This window comes from Pseudoalteromonas denitrificans DSM 6059, from assembly GCF_900112265.1.
Lineage (GTDB): Bacteria > Pseudomonadota > Gammaproteobacteria > Enterobacterales > Alteromonadaceae > Pseudoalteromonas > Pseudoalteromonas denitrificans.
This window is the reverse complement of the sequence record NZ_FOLO01000037.1, coordinates 7,160-27,226: the sequence shown is the minus strand read 5'-3', so window position 1 is coordinate 27,226 and position 20,067 is coordinate 7,160. Positions and strand designations below refer to the sequence as shown.

General features: G+C 38.4%; 3 protein-coding genes. All 3 read left to right on the top strand.

What is annotated here, in order from left to right; translation table 11 throughout:
- Nucleotides 1-144: 144 nt before the first annotated feature.
- The 3 genes from BM088_RS18310 to BM088_RS18300 are packed head-to-tail and all read left to right on the top strand — an operon-like array spanning nt 145 to nt 19,975.
- Complete coding sequence (locus BM088_RS18310) at nt 145-6,561, top strand: non-ribosomal peptide synthetase (RefSeq protein ID WP_177208099.1); 6,417 nt, start codon at nt 145-147, stop codon at nt 6,559-6,561.
- Nucleotides 6,558-19,157, top strand: a complete 12,600-nt coding sequence (locus BM088_RS18305; protein WP_091987984.1) for a non-ribosomal peptide synthetase — start codon at nt 6,558-6,560, stop codon at nt 19,155-19,157. Before BM088_RS18310 ends, BM088_RS18305 begins: the two co-directional genes overlap by 4 nt.
- Nucleotides 19,157-19,975, top strand: coding sequence for a phytanoyl-CoA dioxygenase family protein (locus BM088_RS18300; RefSeq protein WP_177208098.1), 819 nt, complete (start codon nt 19,157-19,159; stop codon nt 19,973-19,975). The genes BM088_RS18305 and BM088_RS18300 overlap by 1 nt, the downstream gene beginning before the upstream one ends.
- The last annotated feature ends 92 nt before the right edge of the window (nt 19,976-20,067 follow it).

Sequence of the window (20,067 nt, the reverse complement as noted above, 5' to 3'; positions counted from 1 at the left end):
TAAAATAATTTTAGTTGGAGCGCATGCTCCCTTAAACATGCGAAGCGATATCTTGTAATGAGTTCGAATTGGAGTTTTCTGTCACACGCTTCAGAAAAATAATATTTGTTTTCCCTAAGAACAATGAAGTTTAAGGAATTAAAAATGAACAACAGCAAAACCTACCCTCTTAGCTCAACGCAAGAAGTGGTGTGGCTTGATCAAATCTTTACACCCGATCTCCCTTGTTACAATATTGGCGGTGTGGTGTTGCTAAAAGGAAAGGTAGATTTAGAGCGCTTAAACATCGCAATTAAACATATGGTGTCTCAAAGTGATGTTTTTCGTTTAACAATGATAGAAACCCCAGCATCTGCACAGCAGTTGTTTCAAGAAGAAATGGAATTTCAGCTAACGGAAGTTGATTTTTCAGAGTTTCCTGATGCAAAAGATCGCGCTTTGGCTTATATAGATGAAAAATTTAGCCAACCATTTTCACTTTATAATAGTCGATTGTGGACTATGGAATGGTTGAAAACGAGTGAAAATGAAGGATATTGGTTTGTTTGTTGTCATCATTTAATTGCGGATGGTTTTACTATAGGGTTAGTGGGGAGTGCTATTCCTGAGATTTATAACCGCTTAGGAACAGAAGGTGTATTGTATGAAAATGATGAAAAGGTGCCTAGTTACCTTAATTTTATACAAAAAGACCAGAGTTATCTATCATCTAATAAATTTGAAAAAGATAAGGCGTTTTGGTTAGAACGTTTTCAAAAACTACCAGAACCTTTACTTTTAAAAACTAAAAATACTTACGATAATCAAGCATTCGGACAATTAATTTGGGGTATTAATCGCAGTATTTTTACTCAGATATCAGAACTTTCAACTGCAATAGGCTGTTCGACATCACATTTTTTTTCGGTGATTATGGCTGTTTATTTCTCAAAAATAAATAATAACAGAGAAGAAATTGTATTTGGAATGCCAGTTTATAATCGTAGTAATGCAGAGCAGAAGAAAACTTTTGGCATGTTTTCTTCTGTCATTCCAGTTGCGATTCCGATTTCTTCCTCAAATACTTTTCAAGAAACTATGATTTCGCTTAGCAATGAGCTAAAGCGTGTCTATCGGCATCAACGTTTTCCAATGTCTGAAATTATTCGACAGGTACGATCTGGTCCGGATGATAGGCTTAGATTGTATGATATTGCTTTATCTGTTGAAGATTTCTCCTCAGATTTAGGTTTTGATGATATGTCTTCATCCATGAGGCCTTTACATAATGGTTATGAGTCTCAACCTATGGGAATTTACATTCGAAGTCTTGAAGAAAATGCTGATGTATTAGCTGAGTTTAATTTCGATTTAAACTTTTTCAGTGATGCTGATATGAGGTTACATCAACAGCGCATTGAAAGGTTGATTTTACAGACCATAGATCACCCCCAAGTTTTAGTATCTGAAATGACCTTAATGGATGAAAATGAACGAAGAAAAGTCGTTCAGAATTTTAATGATACTCGGGCGACGTATTCTGAAAATACGTTGATCCACGAACAGTTTGAATATCAGGTTGAACAAAGAGCCAATGAACAGGCTCTGGTATTTGAAAACGAGACGTTAACTTATTCTCAGTTGAATGAACGAGCAAATCAATTAGCGTATCACTTACTTGAATTAGGAGTGAAACCAGATACTAGAGTAGCGTTATGTATGCAACGCAGCCTAGAAATGGTTGTCTCGATACTTGCAACAATTAAAGCGGGTGGTGCTTATGTACCTATAGATCCGGACTATCCAAAAGATCGTATGGCACATATGATGAAAGATAGTAATCCTGTTGTCTTATTAACTCAAACAGCATTGGCTCAGCATTTAAATGCCTCAGATGGCACTTCAGTGGTGTTCTTAGATGAAGTCCCTTGGCAGCAATCAAAATTTAATGAATATTCTACAGATAATATAAATCGTCAAGATATCGGGTTGAAAAGCTTTAACTTAGCTTATGTCATTTATACCTCAGGTTCTACGGGATTACCTAAAGGAGTAATGGTTGAACACGAAAGCTTAGTTAATCGAATAGAGTGGATGCAACAAGCTTATAATTTGGATAACAATGAAGCTGTTTTACAAAAAACGCCTTTTAGTTTTGATGTATCAGTTTGGGAGTTTTTTTGGCCTTTAACATGTGGTGCGAAATTGGTACTCGCTCGTCCTGATGGTCATAAAGATCCTCTTTACCTAGCGCAATTGATTAGAGAACAAAATATATCAACATTGCATTTTGTGCCCTCTATGCTGCAAGCATTTTTGGTTGAACAACCTGAGTGTAAAACTTTTAAACGTGTGATTTGTAGTGGTGAAGCTTTACCTTTGAATTTAGCGGTTCAAGCTAAAAAATTATGGCCACATTCAGAGCTCTATAATTTATATGGTCCAACGGAAGCTTGTATTGATGTTACTGCTTGGCGTTGTTCGGTAACTGATAATCAAATCCCAATAGGTTATCCAATAGCGAATACTCAAATATATATTTTGGATGATAATTTACAACCTGTGCCAGTTGGGGTAACTGGTGAAATTCATATCGGGGGAGTCGGTGTTGCCAGAGGGTATTTAAATAAAGCTGAATTGACCGAAGAAAAATTCATAGCAGACCCATTTTCTGAAGTTCAGGGCGCCCGGTTGTATAAAACAGGTGATTTGGCACGTTGGAACTGTGATGGTGCGATTGAATATTTGGGCCGCAATGATTTTCAAGTGAAAATCAGAGGGTTTCGAATTGAATTGGGGGAGATAGAGGCACAACTATGTGATATAGATGGTATACGTGAGTCAGTGGTTCTTGCTCGTGATGATGTGTCAGGTGATAAGCAACTGGTCGCTTATATTGTGGCAGAACAATCGGATAATAAACCGGAGCCTGAAAAAATACGAGAAGATTTAAGCGTTAATCTACCTGCACATATGGTTCCCGCAATATATGTTCACATGGCATTTCTTCCTCTTACCGCAAATGGTAAGTTGGATAGAAAAGCGCTTCCTATTCCCGAAGGAGAATCCCATATACAAAAAATCTATGAAGCGCCTAAAGGGGATCTTGAAGAAAATTTAGCTCAATATTGGTCTAAATTGCTTGGTGTTAAAAAAGTAGGGCGTTTGGATAGTTTTTTTGAATTAGGTGGGCATTCACTTTTAGCTGTGCAATTAATTTCACTATTACGTCAGCATCAGGGCATTGAGTTGTCGATTAATACTTTATTTAATTACCCTGTTTTGTCAGACTTAGTCATAGAAATTAAAAAGCTTGGCCATAAGGAAGTGACTGAGATTTGTCTTGCAGATAGATCTGAACCTTTGCCTTTATCCTATGCGCAGCAGCGTTTATGGTTTATTGAGCAAATGGATAAACAAGCAAGTTCAGCTTATCACATGCCAGGTGGTTTACGTTTGACAGGGCAATTAAATCAGGTTGCTTTAGAAGCTGCATTAAATCGTATTGTTGAACGTCATGAAATATTGCGTACACACTTTATTACGGTGAATGGACAACCTCAACAAGTTGTTGAACCATCATCAAGTTTCTTTTTACAATATCAAGATTTAACAAATGCATCTCAAATGGAATATGAGTTTGCATGTGCTCAAGAAGCCGCAGAGCCCTTTTATTTGGACACAGGCCCTTTGATCCGAGGAAGGCTTTTGACTCTAAAGCAGGATGAACATATATTGTTGATAACAATGCATCATATTATTTCAGATGGTTGGTCTATAGGTATTTTAACCAAAGAGTTGTCACTTCTATATGCTGCATTTAGCCAAGATCTGGCTGATCCTCTGCCTCCTCTCTCAATACAATATGCAGATTTTGCTCAGTGGCAATCTTCACTTTTGGAAGGTCCTATATTACAGAAACAACAGGACTACTGGGTGAACCAACTCTCAGACGTGCCTGATTTGGTTAATTTACCAACAGATAGAATACGTACTGAAATTCAAGAGAATAATGGTGATAGCATTAGTATTTCTCTTGATGCGGATTTAAGCCGTAAACTTAAAACTTTGAGTCAAAAACATGGTGCCACCTTATATATGACCTTACTGGCAGGGTGGGCCGCTGTGGTAAATCGGTTAGCATCTCAAGATGATGTCGTAATAGGGTCTCCAAATGCAAATAGAGCCCGAGTGGAATTGGAACCGCTAATAGGTTTTTTTGTTAATACTCAGGCATTAAAGGTTAACTTCACTAATAAGCCTACGGTCAGTGAATTATTACTTCAAGTAAAAGACACTGCTTTAGCGGCACAAAATAATCAAGACATCACCTTTGAGCAAGTGGTAGAAAAAGTCAATCCAGTCCGTTCAATGGCGCATAGTCCTATCTTTCAGTTGATGTTCAGCTGGCAAAATACACCTGAACATAATTTGAACCTTGGTGATTTGACTCTTGAAGAACTCGTGATCCGTAAATCTGTTTCTCAGTTTGATTTGTCTTTAGACCTACAGGAAACAGGAGAAAAAATTGTAGGAAGTTTGAATTATGCAACAGCATTGTTTGATGAAAAGACGATAAAACGTCATTGGTGTTATTTAAAAACCATGTTGCGCGAAATGGCCATGGATGATGCGCAGAAGATCGATGAAATCCCCTTACTTAGCTCTGCTGAACGTAGTCAAGTTATTAATACATTCAATGAGACAAATACACCCTATTCGCAAGATATACTGATCCATGAACTGTTTGAACAGCAAGTCCAGAAAAATCCACAGGCCATTGCCGCTGAATTTGAAGGACTTACTTTGACTTATGCTCAACTCAATAATAGAGCCAATCAGTTGGCTCGTCATTTGATTAATCAGGGAGTGAAGCCTGATGATAGAGTGGCTTTATGTTTGGAGCGAAGCTTAGATATGGTCGTTAGCATATTGGCAACAGTTAAGGCTGGTGCTGCCTATGTTCCTATGGATCCAGGTTATCCTGTTGATCGATTAATACATATGATGAAAGACAGTACACCTAAAGTATGTCTGACTCAAATGGCATTATGTGATGCAGTTGAAGGATTGATGGACTTGCATACCTGTCCTGTATTTGTATTAGATGAAATGCCATGGGAAAGCTCGATTTGGGGTCATTTACAAGAAAATAATTTGAATACGCATGAATTGAAATTAAATAATTCTAATTTAGCTTATGTGATATATACATCTGGTTCTACAGGTTTACCCAAAGGAGTGATGATTGAACATAGGAGTCTGGTGAACCGCATTGAATGGATGCAACAAGCTTATCAACTAGATAATGATGAAACAGTACTGCAAAAAACGCCATTTAGTTTTGATGTATCTGTATGGGAATTTTTCTGGCCTTTAAGTTATGGTTCAAAGTTGGTGTTAGCCCGCCCTAATGGTCATAAAGACCCTGTGTATTTGGCGCAGTTGATAGATGAACAGCAGGTCTCGACATTACATTTTGTTCCTTCTATGCTGGAAGCATTTTTGGTGCAACAGCCTGATTGTAAATCATTAAAACGCGTGATTTGTAGTGGCGAAGCACTACCTTTGAATGTAGCAATTCAGACGAAAGCTTTATGGCCTCATGCTCAGCTTCATAATTTATATGGCCCGACAGAAGCGAGTATAGATGTGACTGCTTGGACCTGCTCGGAATCAGATCGACAAGTACCAATAGGATATCCTATCGCAAATACTCAAATTTATATTTTGGATGACCATCTACAGCCTGTACCTGTGGGTGTCGCTGGTGAGATTTTCATCGGGGGCGTAGGTGTTGCACGAGGATATTTAAACAATCAATTGTTGACCGAAGAGCGATTTATCAATGATATTTATTCAAGTGATTCGGCTGATCGATTATATAAGACTGGAGACCTGGCTTGTTGGCGAACTGATGGCGCTATTGAATATCTAGGTCGCAATGATTTTCAAGTGAAAATTAGAGGGCTACGTATTGAGCCGGGTGAAACGGAGCATAAGCTGACGTCTCTGGAGCAAGTACGTTCTACTGTGGTATTGCCTCATGGTCAATTATCGGATCAAAAATTAGTTGCTTATGTCGTACCGAGTTCTGAATTTAAATCTAAGACCAAAGAGCAGGAGGCTGAGTTAATAATTTTATTACGTCAGCAATTACAAAAGCAATTACCCGATTATATGATCCCTTCATTTTTTGTATTGATAGATGAGATTCCTTTAACTGCAAATGGCAAAGTTGATCGAAAAGCGCTGCCAGAGCCTAAAGCTGAATTATCATCGGTTGAATATCATGAACCAAAAACAAATACTGAGCAGGCTTTGGTAAAAATATGGGCCCAACTATTAAACTTAGCTACGAATGAAATCAGTACTTTGGATAACTTTTTTAGGCTAGGAGGGCACTCACTTTTGTCTATCCGCTTACAAGCCTGTGTTAGAGATATTTTTGATGTGGAATTACCAGTTAAAGCCATATTCGAGACCGATAATTTGCAGATGATGTCAATCCAAATTGATATTTTATTACCTAACTTAGATATAACTGAAGATGTTCAGGAAAGAGAAGTATTTGAATTATGAAAATGTTTAACTTACTAGCCGCACTGCATAATAAAAATATTCGTTTATATGCTGAAGATGGCAAACTAAAAATAGATGCGCCTAAAGGGGCTATGACTGACACTTTGATGAATGGATTAAAAGAGTGTAAAGACGAGCTTTTAGCATACTTTCAATCAAGTGGATCAGAAAATAATAATATAGAACAAGCGGATCGCAGTCAGTCGTTACCGCTTTCTTTTGCTCAGCAACGTTTGTGGCTAACTGATCAGATTGAAGAAAATAGTGCACATTATAATATCTCAGGTGCTTTGGAGGTGAGTGAAGGCTTTTGTGAGAAGGTTGCTGAGCAGGCATTTTCACGTATTATTCGCCGTCATGAACCGCTTAGAACCATTTTTACGGGTGATGCTGTCAATGCTCATCAGGTTATTTCTGAAGATTTTGAGTTTAAGATACACAATGTTGATTTGAGTTCACTCAATGCGATTGAACAAGAAAAGTCGGTAGCTGATGCCATTGAATTTGATGCTAAAACTCCCTTTAATTTAAGAAAAGACTTGATGTTGCGGGTATCTTTTCTACGTCTGTCAGATGAAAAAGGGGTTTTACTCTATAATATGCATCATATTGCATCTGATCATTGGTCTACAGGTATCATGATCCAGGAGTTTATGCAGCATTATGAAGCAATTATTACTGATCAACCTACACCTTTAGCGGACTTACCAATTCAGTATGCTGATTATGCATCATGGCAACGTGAGTGGTTGGTGGGCGAGGTATTGGAACAACAATTGAATTACTGGCGTAAACAATTGGCTGAACTTCCTGATGTTCATGCATTGCCTTTAGCTAAAAAACGACCTAAGCAACAGACTTTTGCGGGAACACATCACGGATTTAGCGCTGATAAAACACTTTCTGATCAAATTAAAAAGCTGGCGCTAGATAACAAAGCAACAATATTTATGGTATTGCATGCCGCTTTTTCTCTTTTATTATCTCGTAATGGGAATCAAGACGATATTGTGATTGGTACCCCTGTGGCAAATCGAAGAAAAAAAGAACTTGAGCCTTTGATTGGTTTTTTTGTTAATACGCTGGTTTTACGTGCGAATTGCTCTGACAATCCAAAATTTACAGACTTCTTAGCACATATTAAACAGGTAAACTTAGGCGCGCAAGCTAATCAGGATGTCTCATTTGAGCATGTGGTTGAAACTTTGAAACCTGAACGTAATGCAAGTTATTCACCGTTATTTCAAATTATGCTCAGTATGAAAGATACAGATGAGCAAGAAATCATTAAGTTTAATGATCTGTCTATGACGCCTGTAGTATCTGAACAGTTGGCAATCCGTTTCGAAATTATTTTATATGCTACAGAGACAGACGAAGGTCTGGAGTTTGATTTGGCTTATAAATCTGACTTGTTTAGTGTTGAAAAAATTCAGAAGCTCAGTGACCAATTTATTGCCTTATTAGGTGATATCGTTGCTAACCCTCAGGCACTGATTCAGTCATATCCAATTTTGACACAACAAGAAAAGAATGAACTTAATGCTCTAAGTTATGATTGTCAGGAGCCTGTTACACAATTATGCGTACATGAATTATTTGAACAGCATGCTGCTCGGATCCCTGAGAAAGTCGCTGTTAACTGTGGTGCTGACACGATGAGTTATCGTGTATTAAATCAACGAGCAAATCAGTTGGCGTTTTATTTACGAGAACATGGTGTAACAGCTGATTCTTTGGTTGGTCTTTATATGAAGCGCAGCTCTGATCTGATTGTCGGGTTGCTGGGAATTCTTAAAGCTGGCGGTGCATATGTTCCGCTAGATCCAAACTATCCTCAAGAACGATTAAGCTTCATGATGAAGGATTCATCAATAAAATGGCTTGTTACTGAGACTGCGTTAAGTGGAGAAGGGTTTAATATACCATCATCAATATCTTGTATTGAATTGGATAATATGCCCGAGTTAGATGAATTGCCAAATGAGAACCTTAAGTGTGTTGATAACTTCAGTGCATCAGCACTTGCGTACGTTATCTATACTTCAGGCTCTACAGGTCAACCAAAAGGTGTACTGGTTGAGCATGGCAATTTGAATAATTACCTTGCTGGTATTTTGAAACGTTATGAAATACCACAAGAGCTGAGTTATGGTGTTTTAACGACAGTAGCGACGGATCTTGGTAATACAGCGCTTTATCTCAGTTTGATTTCAGGCGGAGAAATCCACCTGTTTGATGAAGATATTATCAAAGATGCACACGGTTTTTCTCAACGTTTGTTAGCTTACCCTGTTGATGTATTTAAAATGACACCGAGTCATTTTAATGCTTTATTTAGCTCTGAGTATTTGCAAACGAATTTCCCTGGCCGTTGGGTATTTGTTGGTGGTGAACCTAGTACGGGAGAGGTGCTAGATAAGCTTGTTGCGCTGAGCAGTCAAGGTTGTAAAGTGATCAATCATTATGGACCTAGTGAAGCAACAATTGGTTGTCTGACTTATGAAATAACAGATCATCCAGGCACTGAAGCCTTACCTGTTGGACGGCCTTTACAGAACAGTAGTAGTTATCTGGTTAATAATTATGGTCAACCTGTTCCTTTAGGAACAAGTGGAGAATTATACATCGCAGGAAAAAGCATTGCTCGGGGTTATTTGAACCATGAAGCTTTAACTGCGGAACGCTTTATCAAAAATCCATTTAATAATGGTGCGGATCGACTATATAAAACGGGTGATTTGATGCGCTATAACCCTGACGGTCAGCTGATATTTATCGGACGGGTGGATGATCAAGTCAAGATACGTGGTTACCGTATTGAGCCGGGCGAAATTGAGCATTTATTATCTCAAGAACCTGAAGTTAGATCCGTTGTAATATTAGTTAGAGAAGATGAGCCAGAACAAAAAAAGATAGTCGCATATTTGATCACTAAAGATGACAATACGCCTGCTGATTTAATACAAACACTTACATCCCGGATCAGTAAAACATTACCTGAATATATGATCCCAGATCATTTTGTGATCATGGATGATTGGCCTATGTTAGGTAATGGCAAAATTGATAAAAAAGCGTTACCGTCACCGGATCACACGTCAGCAGAAAATGATTATGTTGCAGCACAAAGTGAAACAGAAAAAACTTTAGTTTCTATCTGGGCTCAAGTATTGAACTTAAATCCAGATACATTGAGTATCAATGCCAACTTTTTTGCTTTAGGTGGAGACTCTATTTTATCTATTATGATGGTATCTCGTGCGGTAAAGTTAGGCTTAAAAATAAAACCTAAACACTTACTTGCTCACCAGACTATTAGTGAATTGGCAAAACATTTGCCTGAACCTAAAACCGAGGTTAAGGAAAAATATCACGAGGTGTCAGGATCTCAGTTATTGCTACCGATCCAAGCTGCTTTTTTAAACAATGAGCAAGTAGATAAGCATTATTATAATCAGTCACTTTTAATAAATATAAATGCAGATTTTGATGCTTCGTGGTTAACTCAGATAGTGACTAACCTATATCAACGTCATGATGTATTACGTCTCGCTTTTAGTTATAAGAACAAAAAGTGGCAAGCAAATTATCGTGATTTTTCTCAAATAATGGTTGAACAAAGCCTTGAAATAATTCGCTTAGCAGGAACTGATTTTAGTGAATTGAACGATAAGGCTAATGAAGTTCAAAGTAGTTTATCATTAGAGAAAGGGCTTTTATTTAAAGCTGTATTATTTACGCTCGATAATGGTGAAAGACGTTTGTTACTGGTTTTCCATCACTTAGTCGTGGATGGGGTATCGTGGCGAATTCTGCTCGAAGATGCTGAGCGGATGTGCAAGCATTTAGTTGCAGGTGGTTCACAAGAGTATAAAAATATAGCTAAAACATCATCGTATCAGAAATGGGCTCAGTTCTTATCGGACTATGCTGCTGGTAGTGCGTTAGAGGCTGAACGAGAGTATTGGTATGATACTGTAACGGAAAAAATTCCACTCTTGCCATCAGATGTTGTTGCGTCTGAAGGCATTGCTGGATCACTTGTAGAGCAGGTTCAATTTTCTCTAGAAAAAAGTAAAACGACTGATCTTTTACAAAAGGCTGGCTTAGCGTATAAAACTCGTATTAACGAATTATTATTATCGGCACTATTTCTTGGAGTACGTCAATGGTGTGAGAATGAGCGCATTCGTATTGACCTTGAAGGTCATGGTCGCGAAGATTTGTCTGCGGATTTAGATCTTAGTCAGACTGTAGGGTGGTTTACCAGTGTTTTCCCGTTAATTATTGGAACAGATGAAACCTGTATCTCAGATCTGATTTGTACAGTTAAAGAACAATGTCGAGCCATACCAGGAAATGGGATTGGCTATGGTTTGTTGAGCGAATTACAACAGGATGAAATTTTACGTCAAGCCCCTAAGTCTCAGATTTGTTTTAATTACCTTGGACAGTTTGATCAGCAACTACAGGATGATAATGTCTTCAGTCAGGCTAGTGAAGCATCAGGTAATATGATAAGTCCTAACCGTCGTCCTGCATATGAACTTAACCTCAGTGGCATGGTTAATAATGGTGCACTGACATTTACGCTACAATATGATGTGAATAAACATAAAGCTGATTCCATATTGTCACTATCGCAGCATATTAAAGATGCTTTGCATACAGTGATTAATCATTGTCTTGAACCTGATTCTGCCCGTCTGACACCGTCAGATTTTCCTTTGTCTGAGCTGACTCAAACACAATTATCTTTATGGCAGAAAAATTACAACATCATAGACATTTATCCTGCGACCGCAATGCAACAAGGTTTAATCTTTCATAGTTTGCTTGACACCAGTGCTTATGTTTCGCAGTTACAGTTGACTCTGGAAGCAGATTTGGACCAAGTTATATTAAAAGAAGCTTGGCAAAGTGTGGTAAATCGTCATGATATTTTCCGTACTATTTTTGTCGGTGAAGATAACGGTGCTATGCAACAGTTGGTTCTGCCTTGTGCCGAACTGCCTTGGTCGCACAGTGATCTCAGTCATCTTGATGAAGCCGAACAATTAAATACGATTGAATCATACCGACAAGATGATAAGCAGGATGGCTTTTCTTTGATCAATGCGCCATTAATGCGAATTCGTTTATGGACACTGGGCAATGGGCGTTATCAGTTACTTTGGAGTCACCACCATGCGTTAAGCGATGGCTGGTCTTCTCCTTTGATTTTTAATGAAGTGATCCAAGCTTATCACAGTCGTATACTTGGGAGTGACGTTAATCTGCCTGCACCAAAAAAATATCGTGATTATATTACTTGGTTGCAAGAACAAGATCATCAAGCAGCAAAAGATTACTGGCAAAATATGTTGAGTTCAATTGAATCATCAACACGTATGGGTATCGAAAACCTACCGGTAGACCCTGAACTAAGTGGACCTCAGGTAGAAAGTTTGACATTTAGTGGGTTGAAATTGGCTCAATTAGAGCAGTTAGTTCGACGTACAAATACCACTTTAAGTACTGTGATCCAAGGTGCATGGGCTTATTTATTACACCGTTATAGTGGTGAAAATAGGGTTGTTTTTGGTGAAACCATATCTGGACGTCCAGCAACTTTGCCGGGAGTTGAAGATATTATAGGATTGTTTATTAATAGCCTACCTGTTGTGGTGAACTTTGAACAAGACCTTAACATAGAAAACTGGTTACAGAGTCTGCACAAAACGAGTGTGGAGCGCCATGAATACGGTTTCCATCCATTAGGAGAAATTCAGGAGCTCAGTGGGGTAGCCAGTGGTTCTGCGTTATTCTCTACTTTAATTGTTTTTGAAAATAACTCTGCAGACAGCAAGAATGAAGCCGAATCTAATAGTTTGCTAAATGTCGCACAAGTGGTAGCCGATGAACAAACTAATTATGACTTAACACTGTGTGTTACGCCAGGTGAAAAATTGTCGCTGCGTTTAGAGTATTTAGCACAAAATTATCCAAAAGAAATTATTGAACGTTTGATATCTCATTTAGGAGTTATTATTGAAGGATTAGCTGATGTTGATTGTCATCAGGTTCATCAACTTCCTTTATTAACGACCCAAGAAAAGTCATTATTATTGTCTGATTTCAATAGTCCTATTGTCGAATATGCGGGTTCACCTTGTATACACCATAGATTTGAAGAGCAAGTTGTACGTAGACCTGATCATATTGCGGTTGTTCATCATGATCAGGAGTTAACCTATGATCAATTAAACTGCCAGTCGAATAAATTGGCGCATTATCTGATTGAAAAAGGTATTGAGCGTAATTCTCTTGTGGGTATTTACGCTCGCAGATCTCCAAGGTTCTTGATAGCGATACTGGCGATTATGAAAGCCGGAGGGGCTTATGTGCCGCTAGATCCTAATAATCCTAAGCAGCGTATTGACGCTATGTTGGCTGATTCAGAAATTTCTGTCATTCTGACTGAAAGTGCACATGTAGAGGATTTCAATGATGACAATGAACGTACTGTATGCTGTCTGGATTTAATTTCTGAAGATCTGGCGAACTATCGTTTTGATAATCCTGGCTTTCAGTCTGATGGTAATGACTTTGCTTATATGTTGTATACTTCAGGCTCTACCGGGACACCTAAAGGAGCCTTGGTGCATCATAGTGGTGCTATGAATCATATAGACGCAGAATTTGATGTCTTAGGTTTCATGTCTTCACAGAGAGAGTTGGAGCCTCATAACTTCCTGCAAAGTGCAGCATCATCATCAGATGTTTCAGTTTGGCAATTTTTGGCTCCGGTAGTGTGTGGTGGTAAAACAGTTATTTTAGATGATATGTTGGATATTCCTGGCTTGGTAGGTTTATTGCAGCAGCATAAAGTTCATCTTATGCAGGCAGCGCCTGTGGTATTGCAAGTATTAGTGACTTATTTACAGTCATTGGATGATGAATCGCGAGCCTTGCTTGATTTAAAATGGATGATGACCATAGCTGAAGCGGCCCCTGTATCCTTGATCAATACCTGGCTGGATCTGTACCCTAATATTCCTATCATGAATGGCTATGGCCCTACAGAGGCATCTGATGATATAACTTGGTATATCATGCGTGAGCCATTATCTGGTGAGATTAGCTCAGTTCCTATCGGAAAACCTTTACCTAACTTGACCATGTATGTATTAGATAAAGAGTTGCGATTGACACCGCCGGGGGTACCTGGAGAATTGTGTATATCTGGCGTTGCTGTTGGGCCTGGTTATTGGAAAAATGCCGAGAAAACAGACGAAAGTTTTGTTGCTAATCCATTTATAGATGAAGGATACAAGTTAGTTCAAGGAGATCGAATTTATCGTACAGGTGATCTTGGACGTTGGTTACCTGACGGAAATTTGGAATTTATGGGACGGCTAGATAATCAGGTTAAAGTACGTGGTTTTCGTATTGAACTTGGTGAGGTTGAAGCAGCTTTGGCTAGTTTGCCTGAAATGAGTGATGTGGCGGTACTGGTACATAAAGATCATAATGATAATAATGCGTTGGCAGCCTATTGTGTCGCAAAAGCAGATCAAAACCTTGTAACACAAGAGCTGCGTGAAGCACTTAAAGTTAAACTGCCTGAGCATATGATCCCGACAAGTTTTACTATAATGGATAAAATGCCGCTTAACGCTGCAGATAAAATAGATCGTAAGGCATTACCTGAGCCAAGCTTTCAGTCCGAAACGGATTATGAAGCAGCGTCAAATGATATTGAACAGTCTTTATGTAATATCTGGCAAAATTTATTAAACCTAGAGCGAGTGGGTGTCACTGATAACTTTTTTACTTGTGGTGGTGATTCGATTCTTTCTATTCAACTTGTTTCTAGGGCTAATAAAGCAGGGATCAAGATCACGGCTAGGCAATTATTCGAATATCCCACGATAAGGGCGCTGGCATTACAGGTTGGAACAGGTGGGCAGATCAGCGCACCACAAGATGCAGTGGAGGGTGTACAGCAATTATTACCTATTCAGAAAATGTTTTTGGATGATGAAGGTGTTGATAAGCATCACTATAATCAAAGTATTTTACTGCAAGTACCAGCAGCTTTAGATTTGGAAAAACTAACAACATTAGTTGGTGCTTTGTATCAACGCCATGACGTATTACGTTTAGCTTTTGATGAGCTGAATGCTAATTATCAACAGTTCAATGGTAATTTGACCAATCAGGCTGTAACCCAAATAGATGTTAGCGGTTTGAATGATCTGGACTATCAGCAAACACTGGCAAAACAAAGTGAGGAGATCCAAGCTAGTTTATCTTTGTCTGAGGGGAAATTATTTAAAGCGGTTTTATTTAGCAGTGATGAGCCACACAAATGCAGGTTATTGTTAGTAATACATCACCTGGTCGTTGATGGTGTATCATGGCGTATTTTGCTTGAGGACTTACAGCAAGGCTTTGGGCAGCTATCTGGTAATCAACCTGTGAAATTATCAGATAAAACATCATCTTTTAAAGAATGGGCTAATTTCTTGCGAACGTATGCGACCAGTGATGCTATCCGTGGTGAAAGAGATTATTGGTTATCACAACTAACGCTTCCGATCAGTCCGTTGCCTGTTGACTATCCAGATGTAATGGATAATCGTTTAACTTCTAATAAATTAGTTTCATTGACAATTCCAGCTGAACAAACTCAGGCTCTGCTGAACAAGTGTCATAGTGTTTATAATACTCGCATCGATGACTTGTTGCTGAGTGCGGTTATGATTGGCTTGCACGCTTGGAGTGGTAATAATAATTTACGCATAGACATGGAAGGTCATGGTCGTGAAATGTTGTCAGATGAGCTGGATATAAGTGAGACTTTAGGTTGGTTTACCAGTGTATATCCGGTAGCCATGTCAATAGAGCCAGAGGCATCCATATCACAAATTATAAGAGATATAAAAGAACAGCTTAGGGCAATACCTGGCAAAGGTGTAGGTTATGGTTTGTTAGTGGATATGATTCAAGATCCTGAGCTAGCTGCAGTAGCTAAAAATACGAAAAGTGATTTTTCATATAATTATTTGGGACAAGTAGATCAGTCCTTTAGTGAGCAAAGTGATTTTTATCTGGCATCAGAATTTACCGGTAATGATGTTAGCCTTAATCGTCAACGTGAATATCCTTTTAGTATTAGTGGCATGGTAAAAAATGATAGTTTGGAGCTATCTATACATTATAACGGACTGAGATATGAAGAAGACAATATAAAGGCATTTACTGGATTAATCGAGCAGGCAATAAATGAGATCATAAGTCATTGCCAATATAATGAAAATAGACACTATACTGTGAGTGATTTTCCGTTGGCGTCTGTTAGCAAGGCAGAGTTAGAGCAGTTACAAGATGACTACCCTGCATTACAAGATTTATATCCTTCTACACCTATGCAACAAGGTATGTTATTCCACAGCCAATTAGATAGATCTGCTTACTGTTCACAATTGGTTATGTCAATAAAAGGGCCTATGCAAGAAAAAGCGTTTGAAACTGCCTGGCAGCAAGTATGTGCTCGACATGCGATATTTAGAACAGCCTTTACTGGTAAGTTATTACAGCAATTAGTTTTATCACATGTAGCTATCCCTTATTTGTTTGAAGATTGGAGTGACTTATCTGAACAACAGCAAGTTGAGCATATGAGTAAACTTCGCCAAGAAGACAAACAATTAGGGTTCAGCATAAATCAGGCGCCACTTATGCGCTTAGCTTTGATTAAAAATGATGCAGAGCATCACCAATTTGTCTGGACAAATCATCATGCATTACTTGATGGTTGGTCAATGCCTGTGATTTTTGATGAAGTACTCAGCTGTTACTATGCAATAATGGCTGGTAGAACTGCTCAACTTGCATCATTACCACCGTACTCAGGTTATATTCAGTGGATACAAGAACAAGATCATGAGTCAGCAAGACGATACTGGACTGAGACGCTTGCCGATGTAATAGCTCCAATGCAACTTGAGTTGTCGCCTGATGGCATTGCTGATGAAAAACCGTGCGAACAAGAGTTAGTTTTGGATATTGCTCTGACTGATAAATTACGCAGGTTAGCTCAGCGTACACAAACGACTTTAAATACTGTGATACAAGGCGCATGGGCTTGTTTATTACAACGTTACAGCGGTGAAGCAAACGTTGTATTTGGTGAGACTGTTTCTGGCCGACCAGCTGAACTGCCAGGTGTTGAACAAATGATCGGATTGTTTATTAACAGTTTACCGGTTTGTATCAATGTTATGCCTGAGCAAGAAATTTATGATTTTTTACAGGAGTTGCACCAAGCTTCAATAGATAGAACAGAGAATGGTTTCTTGTCACTTGCCGAAATCCAGCAATTGGCGGGTTTTCCGGCTGGAACAGATCTGTTTGATACGCTTATCGTATTTGAGAACCTACCTGTTGGTGAAGCACTTGCTAATGAAGCTCGTAGTGAAAATGATTTGATTATAGATGACGTTATCTCGGATGAACAAACGAATTACGGACTAACGCTGGTTGTTGAAACAGGTGATACTTTAGGTCTGAAGTTACGTTATTGTGCTAGCCGTTTTGGAGAAAGCATTATAAATATAATGTTGACTCATCTAGGTACCATTATTAATGGGTTTGTGGATGCAAAAATTACTCAGGTAGGTCAGCTACCCATGTTAACTGAGAGTGAACATCATCATCTAGTAAATGAATTAAACGCTGCGCAGGACTATTACTCAGATGAAGGTAGGATCCATGAATTATTTGAGCTGCAGGTACAGCGTTTTCCTGACGCTGAAGCGCTGGTATATAATGATGAGGTGCTGAGCTACCATGAGTTAAATATTCGGGCAAACCGATTGGCAAATCATTTACGTAATAAAGGAGTGACTTCTGACGTATTGGTTGGACTTAGTGTTAATCGCTCTCTTGATATGATAATTGCTTTACTGGCGATACTTAAAGCCGGTGGTGCTTATGTTCCCCTTGATCCTAATTATCCACAAGATAGATTAGACTATATGATTAGTGATAGTAAGGTATCATTATTGTTGACTGAGTCATCTCTGAGTGAACGTTTTGTGGATATGTCGTTGACAGTGATTGAATTAGATGCACCTGATTTGTCTGATTTACTCAATACTTACCCCAACAGCAACTTACCTAAAATACAGATGCAATCATCATCGGATCTGGCTTATATCATCTACACCTCAGGTTCAACAGGACGGCCAAAAGGTGTGATGGTCGAACACAAAAATGTTTGTCGCCTTTTTGATGCGAATAAAACAGACTTTAATTTTAATGAGAAAGATGTTTGGACCCTATTTCATTCTTATGCGTTTGATTTTTCTGTTTGGGAGATTTGGGGGGCATTAGCTCATGGCGGTAAACTTGTTGTAGTACCACATGAGGTAGCACGTTCAAGCCGAGATTTTTATCAGCTTTTAACCTCTCAGCGTGTAACAGTACTGAATCAAACGCCTTCTGCCTTCTCTCAGTTGTGCATGGTCGATGAACCAGATGCTGATCTGGCGTTACGTTTAGTTATTTTTGGTGGTGAGGCTTTGAATTTAGCAGAATTAAAAGGCTGGGTTGATCGTCATGGTGATGCTAAACCCCAATTGATTAATATGTATGGTATTACAGAAACTACGGTCCATGTGACTTACAAACGTCTGTTTAAAGAAAATATATATGAAGGTTCTGGTAGCTTAATTGGCTGGGCGTTATCTGATTTATCGCTATATTTGCTGGACGAAGGTTTAAGGCCTGTTCCTGAAGGCGCTGTAGGTGAAATTTATGTTGGTGGCGGTGGTGTCTCGCGAGGATATCTCAATCAACCACAACTGACAGCGGAACGTTTTATCATGAGTCCTTTTGAACAATCACAACGTCTTTATAAAACAGGTGATCTTGCTCGCTTACGTTTTGGTCGTGAATTGGAATATTTAGGACGTTCAGATGAGCAAGTGAAAATCAGAGGGTTCCGAATTGAATTGGGTGAAATTGAGCAGCAACTTTCTGCATTAGAAGGGATTTCTTCTTCTGTGGTTGTTGTGAAAGATGATGCTTATGGTCACAAACAGATAGTTGCTTATTTAGTTGCACAAGAGAATACAAATGATGGTGATTTGATTTATAAAGTAAAAGATGAGCTTAAATCTAAATTGCCTGATTATATGGTACCTTCAGCATTTATCCGATTAGAATCGCTGCCATTAACAGCCAATGGCAAAATAAATAAAAAATCTCTGCCAGAGGTTAACGAACATGCTCAGCTGTCTGGTGTTTACATTGCACCATCAAATGATACAGAACAGCGCATGTGTGACATTGTTCAAGGATTAGTTAATCGAGAAAAGGTTGGTATTAAAGATAACTTTTTTGATATTGGTGGTCACTCATTATTGGTGATGCGATTAATTGCAGAAATCCGTGCTGAATGGTCAGTTGATATTGCGGTAAAAACTTTATTTGAACAAACAAATATCTCAGATATTTGTTTGTTAATTGATGACGAAGTGGCTCTGAATCAAGGGCTGATACAAGAAGATGACGAAACTTGTGATGAGGTATGGGAAATATAATGGATAAAAATAAGGTAATATCAGAGCTGAAAAATCAAGGATTTTCATTGATAAAAAATGTATTTTCATCAAAGGAAATGGCGATAATAAAAAATCGACTTGCAAGTTACAGTAAACAAAAGCATCCGGGAACCGTTATGGAACATGATAATCAAACGGCAAGAGGGCTGCATGGACTACACTTGTTTGATGATTTTTTTCATGAATTATCTTCGGATCCAAGGTTTAGAGATCTCGCTTTTGATTTTCTTAAAGAGCCATGCTATGTGCATCAATTTAAGGTAAATGTTAAGCGAAACACAAATGGTCAAGCTTGGCCTTGGCACCAGGATTTTATTTACTGGCAGCAAGATGATGGAATAACAGAGCATAAATTAGTTAATATTGGTTTGCTTATTGATGATGTGACAATGGAAAATGGGCCGTTGAAAATGCTCCCAGGAAGCCATCTAAAAGGTGAATTGACTGATCTTACACATGAAACTAATAGCTGGCTTGATTCCTTGTCAAAAGATTTAACTTATCAGGTCAGTCCCGAAACAGTGAATGTTTTGGTTGAAGAGCATGGCTTAGAATATATGACTGGAAAGTCGGGTGATGTGTTAATGTTTGATCCTATGATAGTACATAGTTCGTCTGATAATTTATCTTCTAGTAATAGAACCTTTTTGATTATTACTTTTAATGCAGTTAGTAATGCACCTCCAACAGGCTATCACAATATTCGACCTGATTTTTTATGTAATCGGAATAGTGAGCCTTTAATGGCATCTAAATCTGCAGAATATTTGAAAGAAAAGGAAGTTGATCAGGTGTAACCATTTATTCAAACATTCTTAATTTATCGATGAAAGTATTAGATTGAGTTAATTTAAGAGTTAAAAGCTTTATATAAAACTGCTAATTAATA

Coding starts and splice junctions, on each gene's coding strand:
- BM088_RS18305 (WP_091987984.1), top strand. CDS start 6,558: ATGAAAATGTTTAACTTACTAGCCGCACTGCATAATAAAAATATTCGT.
- BM088_RS18310 (WP_177208099.1), top strand. CDS start 145: ATGAACAACAGCAAAACCTACCCTCTTAGCTCAACGCAAGAAGTGGTG.
- BM088_RS18300 (WP_177208098.1), top strand. CDS start 19,157: ATGGATAAAAATAAGGTAATATCAGAGCTGAAAAATCAAGGATTTTCA.